We start from the raw sequence: 6,234 nt of genomic DNA on the forward strand, positions 1-6,234 counted from the left end.
ATGCCTGCACCACAGGAGTTTTATTTTATTATTAATATCTGTACTTGAGGTGAAGACTTTGGGTGTAGCACAGCGATAGCGAAGCGCTGCTGCAAGCAGTTCGCTATATAATAACTATATAATATAGTAACGCACCATTTAAAATCATTGACATCATCAAAAAATCCCCATCTTCATCCTGTACATCCTTTCATCCTGGATATCCTGATTCTGACAAATGTAAAAGCATGAATGTTACCAGAGTATATAGTAACGCACCATCTTTAATCATAATCAGAAAATCCCCATCTTCATCCTGTACATCCTTTAATCAGTTGACAGTTGACAGTTGACAGTTGACAGGAAACAAGACGCAAAAAAACCGCGAAAAATTTGTTTTTTAGGTGTTGACAAAGGATTTTAAATATGTTAGAATTATCTCGATAAGGAAGAACTATCTGAAATTAGGTGACAGTTGACAGTTGACAGGAAACAGCCAAATAGTAGGGTGTGTTAGCGACTAGTAACGCACCGTTGTTAAAGACTTTTGGTGTAGCATAGCGATAGCGAAGCGCTGCTGCAAGCAGTTCGCTATATAATATAGTAACGCACCATTTTAAATCATTATCCTGTACATCCTTGCATCCTGGATATCCTGATTCTGACAAAATTGACAAAGGATTTGAAAAATGTTATCCTCATCTTGATAAGGAAGAACTATCTTAAATTTAAAAGTAGGTGTGTTAAGTAGGTGAACGGAAAAAAACCGATACAAGTAACGAAAAGTAAAGTTGCCCAGTTAAGAGTTAAGAGTTCCCAGTTAAGAGTTAAGAGTTCCCTTCTCATAACGACAATTTTTAACGCCAACCTACTTAGCGACAGTGTAACCCACCATTTTAAGTAATTTACATTTTGCGTCTCTGCGTGAGAAAAAAAATATGTAATTTATTCACCCAAAAAAAGAAGCCCAGAAACGAATTTCGGGCTTCTGATTTCTTATATTTAAGGTGCAAGGGCGTTACCACGAATTAAACTACCAATGGTTTTAGCGGTAATTTTTAATTGGGTAAAGGGGTTAGCAGGAACTACAGTTTTATAAAGATAACTGTCAAAAGTTAGCTTTTGTACGTCCATATCATCACACATTTCTACAAATGCTTCCCGGGTAGCATCGGAACGATAGAAGACGGTTTGTAGAATGTCTAAGACTTTGTAAGTGAGTCCGTATTTCTTATCCCAACGTTTGAGGTAAAGTTTTAAATCTCGTTCTGTAGGTATCCGCGCTCCATTGTTGGAAGTTTCGACAATGGTTTCTGCACACATTCTCCCAGATTTGGCCGCAAAGTAAATACCTTCACCGGAGGATTTAGTGACATAACCAGCAGCGTCTCCTACTAAAGCAATGCGTCCCACAACGCGACGGGGACGGGGATGTTCGGGTATGGGGTGGGCTTCTACTTTGATAATTTTACCACCGGCTAGTTTTTCAGAAGCACGGGCGCGAATACCTGCTTGTAATTGTTTAATACTGGCTTTGTTAACTTGCATTGTGCCAGTACCTACCGCTACGTGATCATATTTGGGAAATACCCAAGCGTAGAAGTCGGTAGAAACATCGTCACCAACGTACATTTCCGCCAGGTCATTATAATAGGCCATTTTATCTTGGGGAAGACGAATGCGTTCTTGGAAAGCGATCGCATAATTATAATCTCCAGCACCCATATCCTTAGCAATGCGGGAATTTGCGCCGTCCGCACCAACGATTAAATCCACCTTGAGGCTTTTAGTCACGCCCTCGGACCCGTCTCCTGTATGGTCAACATAATGGATGGTATAGGGGTCAGTATTGTTCCCAGGAATATCAACCTTATGAACAGTGGCGTTAATTAAATTCGCCCCTAATTTGGCCGCCCGGTTTCGCAAGAAACCATCTAGCACTTCTCGGCGGCACATTCCTATATATTCGTCTTCATTTATCAAATTGATATCAACCTCACGATTAGAGGGAGAAATCATTTTCATTTTCCGTACCCGACGGTCAATAATTTCTGGAGGTAAATCAAACTCATTCACCATACAGAGGGGAATAGCACCCCCACAAGGTTTGGCGTTATCTAATTTCCGCTCAAACAAGTATGTTTCGATTCCAGCTTTCGCTAAAGTTTCAGCAGCGCATGAACCCGCAGGTCCAGAACCAACAACAGCAACCCGTAGTGTCAAAGGTTTTCTCCTAATTATCAATATTTTCCCAAAGTATCCTATCACGGACTTTTAGCTGGCCTCCCCCCTTAGCCTGGGGTTTTCACACAAAATACAATATTCCTTAATATTTCGTCATCAAAATGGCATATTTTATGTAGAGTTACTATCTCAGGACTTACACAAAACAAAACGACACGAGAGTGAGGGCAATTTTCCGGTATATGAAACCAATATCCCAACCAGGTGCAATATTTATGACCACAGGAACGTTAACAGGTGCAACTATTTCCTCCACTGTGGGTGGTATGGGAATAGGTGCGGCTTCTGTAACGGCTGCGAGTGCTGTTATTAGCGCTGCTGCTTATGGTGCTTTTGAGGGAATGAGAACAGGGGATACAGTAGCTTTTGGTGCCATGGGTATTGGTGCTATGAGTGGTTTTGGGATTTCTCATATAATCGGTAATATGGGATTTGTCGCGCCTAAAGTTGGGTTAGCATTCGGTATTGGTACTGTACCCATAGCGGGAATTGGTGCAGTTTTAGGACTTGCTGCTTATGGTGTGGCTAAATTATTAAATGATTCTGAATTTCAAGAAACCCCCATGCAGCTTTTTGAACGTATGGAAGAGAAAATTTGACAAAATGATGATGATCATGATCATTATCATTATCTTGCAGCGTTACTAAAGTTATCTGGTGATGATCTTCATGGCAAATTTACGGACTTAGAAATTGATGATGAGTTAGAAAAATTAAAGGCAAAGATAAATAGTCAAACTGCAAAAAATGAACCCCATAAAATATTAACTATGGCTTCTCAAACAATGGGAAATTGGCAATGTGTAAAAACTCTCAAAGGACACACAGCTAAAGTGAATAGTGTAGCTATTCATCCTAATAATAAAACTTTGGTGAGTGGTAGTAATGACAGACAAGTTAATTTATGGAATTTGCAAACTTGCAAATGTCTTTATATTTTTTCTGGACAAGCGGAAGCTGTGTTATCTGTGGCTATTATTGCTATTCACCCAGATGGTAAAATTGTTGCTAGTAGTAGTCAAGAGGGAATTATCAAACTTTGGAATTTTCAAACTGGGGCATTATTGGCAACTATTTCTGGTTTTAGTCCCCTAGTTTTTAGTCTAGATGGTACAATGCTGATTAGTGGTGATCAAGGTGGGACTATCAAGATTTGGCAACTTGACAGCAGCGATAATTTACCATTAATTGGGGAATGGTGGGAAATTTTAGGCGTAGAACCGAAAACTCACCCCAAAGATGTCAAACTGGCCTATCTGAGATTAGCTAAATTATATCATCCTGATATTAACAGTTCTGTTAGTGCTAAAACTGCCATGCAAGCAGTTAATCAGGCATATCAAAAGTTTCAGCAGCAATTAAAGACACATAAGACACATAATTGATCATAAAATCAGTGGAAATTTGGAAATTCTGCCCTATAAACTCGATTTTTTCACAGGCTATCAAAGAAAGATAGCTTTATCAGTATTAATAACTAGATTTTTTGAATTTTCTGATTTTTTTGAGTTTTTTTGAATTTTTGTGAATTGTTTATGTTGCATATTTTCAAAAAACGTTATAAATTGTTAAGTTGTAGGGGAATAATATTTTTTTTGATTTCAATAGCAAATTCCTGATCAAGTATGTATACTAAAATTCTGTGATTCTAATACACGGAATGAGGTGTATTTTCAGAAGTTAAGAAAACTGCTAAATACTATGCAGTTAGGTTTTTACATTGACTAAGTTTTAGTATTTTGACTGGATTGATATTTGCTATTTCAAAGTTATGATGAAAATGGCATAAACAATAATTAAAGGTGTATCTACTCCCAAAAAATCTACTATCTAAATGGAGTTAGTCTGGAAATGCAACTAAATAAATTAGAGACAAGTCAAAATATAGAAAATGAAGCATGGCAAGTATTAGAGAATTCAATTCTCTACTACAAAGGTCAGCCTGTAGGTACTGTAGCCGCTTATGATTCATCCGTAGAAGCATTAAATTATGACCAATGTTTTATTCGAGATTTCGTTTCTTCGGCGTTAATTTTTCTGATTAAAGGTAGAACAGATATTGTCAAAAACTTCCTAGAAGAAACATTAAAGTTACAGCCTCAAGAAAAAGCATTAGATGCCTATAAACCCGGTAGAGGTCTAATTCCAGCCAGTTTTAAAGTCGTTTCTGCCAATGGGGAAGAATTTTTAGAAGCTGATTTTGGTGAACACGCTATTGCTAGAGTGACACCAGTTGATTCTTGTTTATGGTGGTTGATTTTATTGCGGGCTTATGTAGTCGCTACCAATGATTCATCTTTAGCTTATCAACCTCAATTCCAAACAGGAATTAGGTTAATTATGGATATCTGTTTGGCTAATCGTTTTGATATGTACCCAACTCTATTAGTTCCCGACGGCGCGTGTATGATAGATAGACGTATGGGTATTTATGGACATCCTTTAGAAATTCAAGTTCTGTTTTTTGCGGCTTTACGTGCAGCGCGAGAACTGCTAATTTGCCAAGGTAATCAAGATATTATTGAAGCCATTGATAACCGTTTACCTTTATTATGTGGTCATCTTCGTCAGCATTATTGGATAGATATTCATCGTTTGAATGCAATTTATCGGTTTAAAGGAGAAGAATACGGTAAAGCTGCGGTTAATCTTTTCAATATTTATGCAGATTCTTTACCCTATTATGATTTAGATAAATGGCTACCCAGAAAAGGGGGTTATTTTGCGGGAAATGTTGGACCATCACAAATGGATACTCGTTTTTTCACCCTCGGAAACTTAATGGCTGTAATTTCTGATCTTTCTACAGAAGAACAGTCTGAAGCAATTATGAATTTGATTGAAAAAAGATGGGAGGATTTAGTAGGAGATATGCCTATTAAAATCTGTTATCCTGCTTTACAAGGTGAAGAATATCGAGTAGTAACGGGGTGTGATCCAAAAAATATTCCCTGGTCATATCATAATGCCGGAAGTTGGCCTGTTTTAATGTGGATGTTAGCAGCAGCAGCGGTAAAAACCAAAAAACCAGAATTAGCACAAAAAGCCATTGAAATTGCTAAATCTCGACTCAGTGAAGATGAATGGCCAGAATATTATGATGGTAAAAAAGGGAGATTAATTGGTAAACAAGCGAGAAAATATCAAACTTGGACAATTACCGGTTATTTATTAGCGCAGGAATTAATCAATAATCCCAATCATTTATCATTAATTAGTTTTGATGAATTACCCCCAGAAACCATTTCTAGAGCCTGTGAATTTGAAATTGGCAGTATAGATCCTTTCATGAATCATTAAGCTGTACTGCATTTAATTTCTATGATTTTAGCGGGCATCTTGCCCGCTCCACAACATCTATTGAGGGTAGGGAATAGTAAGGATGATAGTTCTTCCTTATCAATATTATGATAACATATTTAAAATCCTTTGTCAACACCTAAAAAACAAATTTTTCGCGGTTTTTTTGCGTTAATTGTTGCTTTGTGGGGTAATGTCAGAATCAGGATATCCAGGATGAAAGGATGTACAGGATGAAGATAGGGATTTTACAGCAGTTTCCGATCTTATGATATTAATGATAAAAATCTTGTGGTGCAGGCATCTTGCCTGCACAAAATGTACCTCACTCAACCTAAACTTACCCTATTATATAGCGAACTGCTTGCAGCAGCGCTTCGCTATCGCTGTGCTACACCCAAAGTCTTCACCTCAAGTACAGATATTAATAATAAAATAAAACTCCTGTGGTGCAGGCATCTTGCCTGCACAAAATGTACCTCACTCAACCTAAACTTACCCTATTATATCCCACATTCCGCACCCTGAACTGTCACAGATCAAAAAAGCAGAGATAGTAGTACATAATAACTAACGATCAATTAAAGAGAAATAAGCTTAATGAGAATACATATCATTAAAAGGGGGGTGGTGTGAGAAAGTAAAGTTTCCTAAGGAGTCCGAATTCAAGATGATTAAAAAATTTATTATTCAGAAAGCAAGAAATGAGAG

5 protein-coding genes are annotated in these 6,234 nt (G+C 37.5%); 3 read left to right on the forward strand and 2 right to left on the reverse strand.

The annotated features are described in order from the left end of the window. Positions 1 to 443: 443 nt before the first annotated feature. Together H6F39_RS19915 and chlP are read right to left on the reverse strand one after the other, a co-directional pair. Positions 444 to 647 carry a hypothetical protein gene (locus H6F39_RS19915; protein ID WP_190372811.1) on the reverse strand — a complete coding sequence of 68 codons (204 nt, stop codon included), beginning with the start codon at positions 645 to 647 and terminating at the stop codon, positions 444 to 446. Positions 648 to 981: 334 nt separating this feature from the next. After that, positions 982 to 2,202, reverse strand: a complete 1,221-nt coding sequence (gene chlP / locus H6F39_RS19920) for a geranylgeranyl reductase (RefSeq protein ID WP_137907027.1) — start codon at positions 2,200 to 2,202, stop codon at positions 982 to 984. Positions 2,203 to 2,405: 203 nt separating this feature from the next. Here chlP and H6F39_RS20910 point away from each other — a divergent pair, with 203 nt between their 5' ends. The 3 genes from H6F39_RS20910 (at position 2,406) to H6F39_RS19930 (ending at position 5,523) form a co-directional block, all read left to right on the forward strand. Then, positions 2,406 to 2,822: a hypothetical protein gene (locus H6F39_RS20910; RefSeq protein WP_242028682.1), complete on the forward strand. Its 417-nt coding sequence runs from the start codon at positions 2,406 to 2,408 to the stop codon at positions 2,820 to 2,822. A 171-nt stretch (positions 2,823 to 2,993) separates the two neighbouring features. Continuing rightward, positions 2,994 to 3,608 (forward strand): DnaJ domain-containing protein, encoded by a 615-nt coding sequence (locus H6F39_RS20915; protein WP_242028683.1) that lies wholly within the window; start codon positions 2,994 to 2,996, stop codon positions 3,606 to 3,608. Between the two features lie 466 nt (positions 3,609 to 4,074). Continuing rightward, positions 4,075 to 5,523, forward strand: coding sequence for a glycoside hydrolase 100 family protein (locus tag H6F39_RS19930; RefSeq protein ID WP_137907028.1), 1,449 nt, complete (start codon positions 4,075 to 4,077; stop codon positions 5,521 to 5,523). Positions 5,524 to 6,234 lie beyond the last annotated feature (711 nt).

Origin of the sequence: Dolichospermum sp. FACHB-1250 (assembly GCF_014696335.1) — a bacterium.
Classification (GTDB): domain Bacteria; phylum Cyanobacteriota; class Cyanobacteriia; order Cyanobacteriales; family Nostocaceae; genus Dolichospermum; species Dolichospermum planctonicum.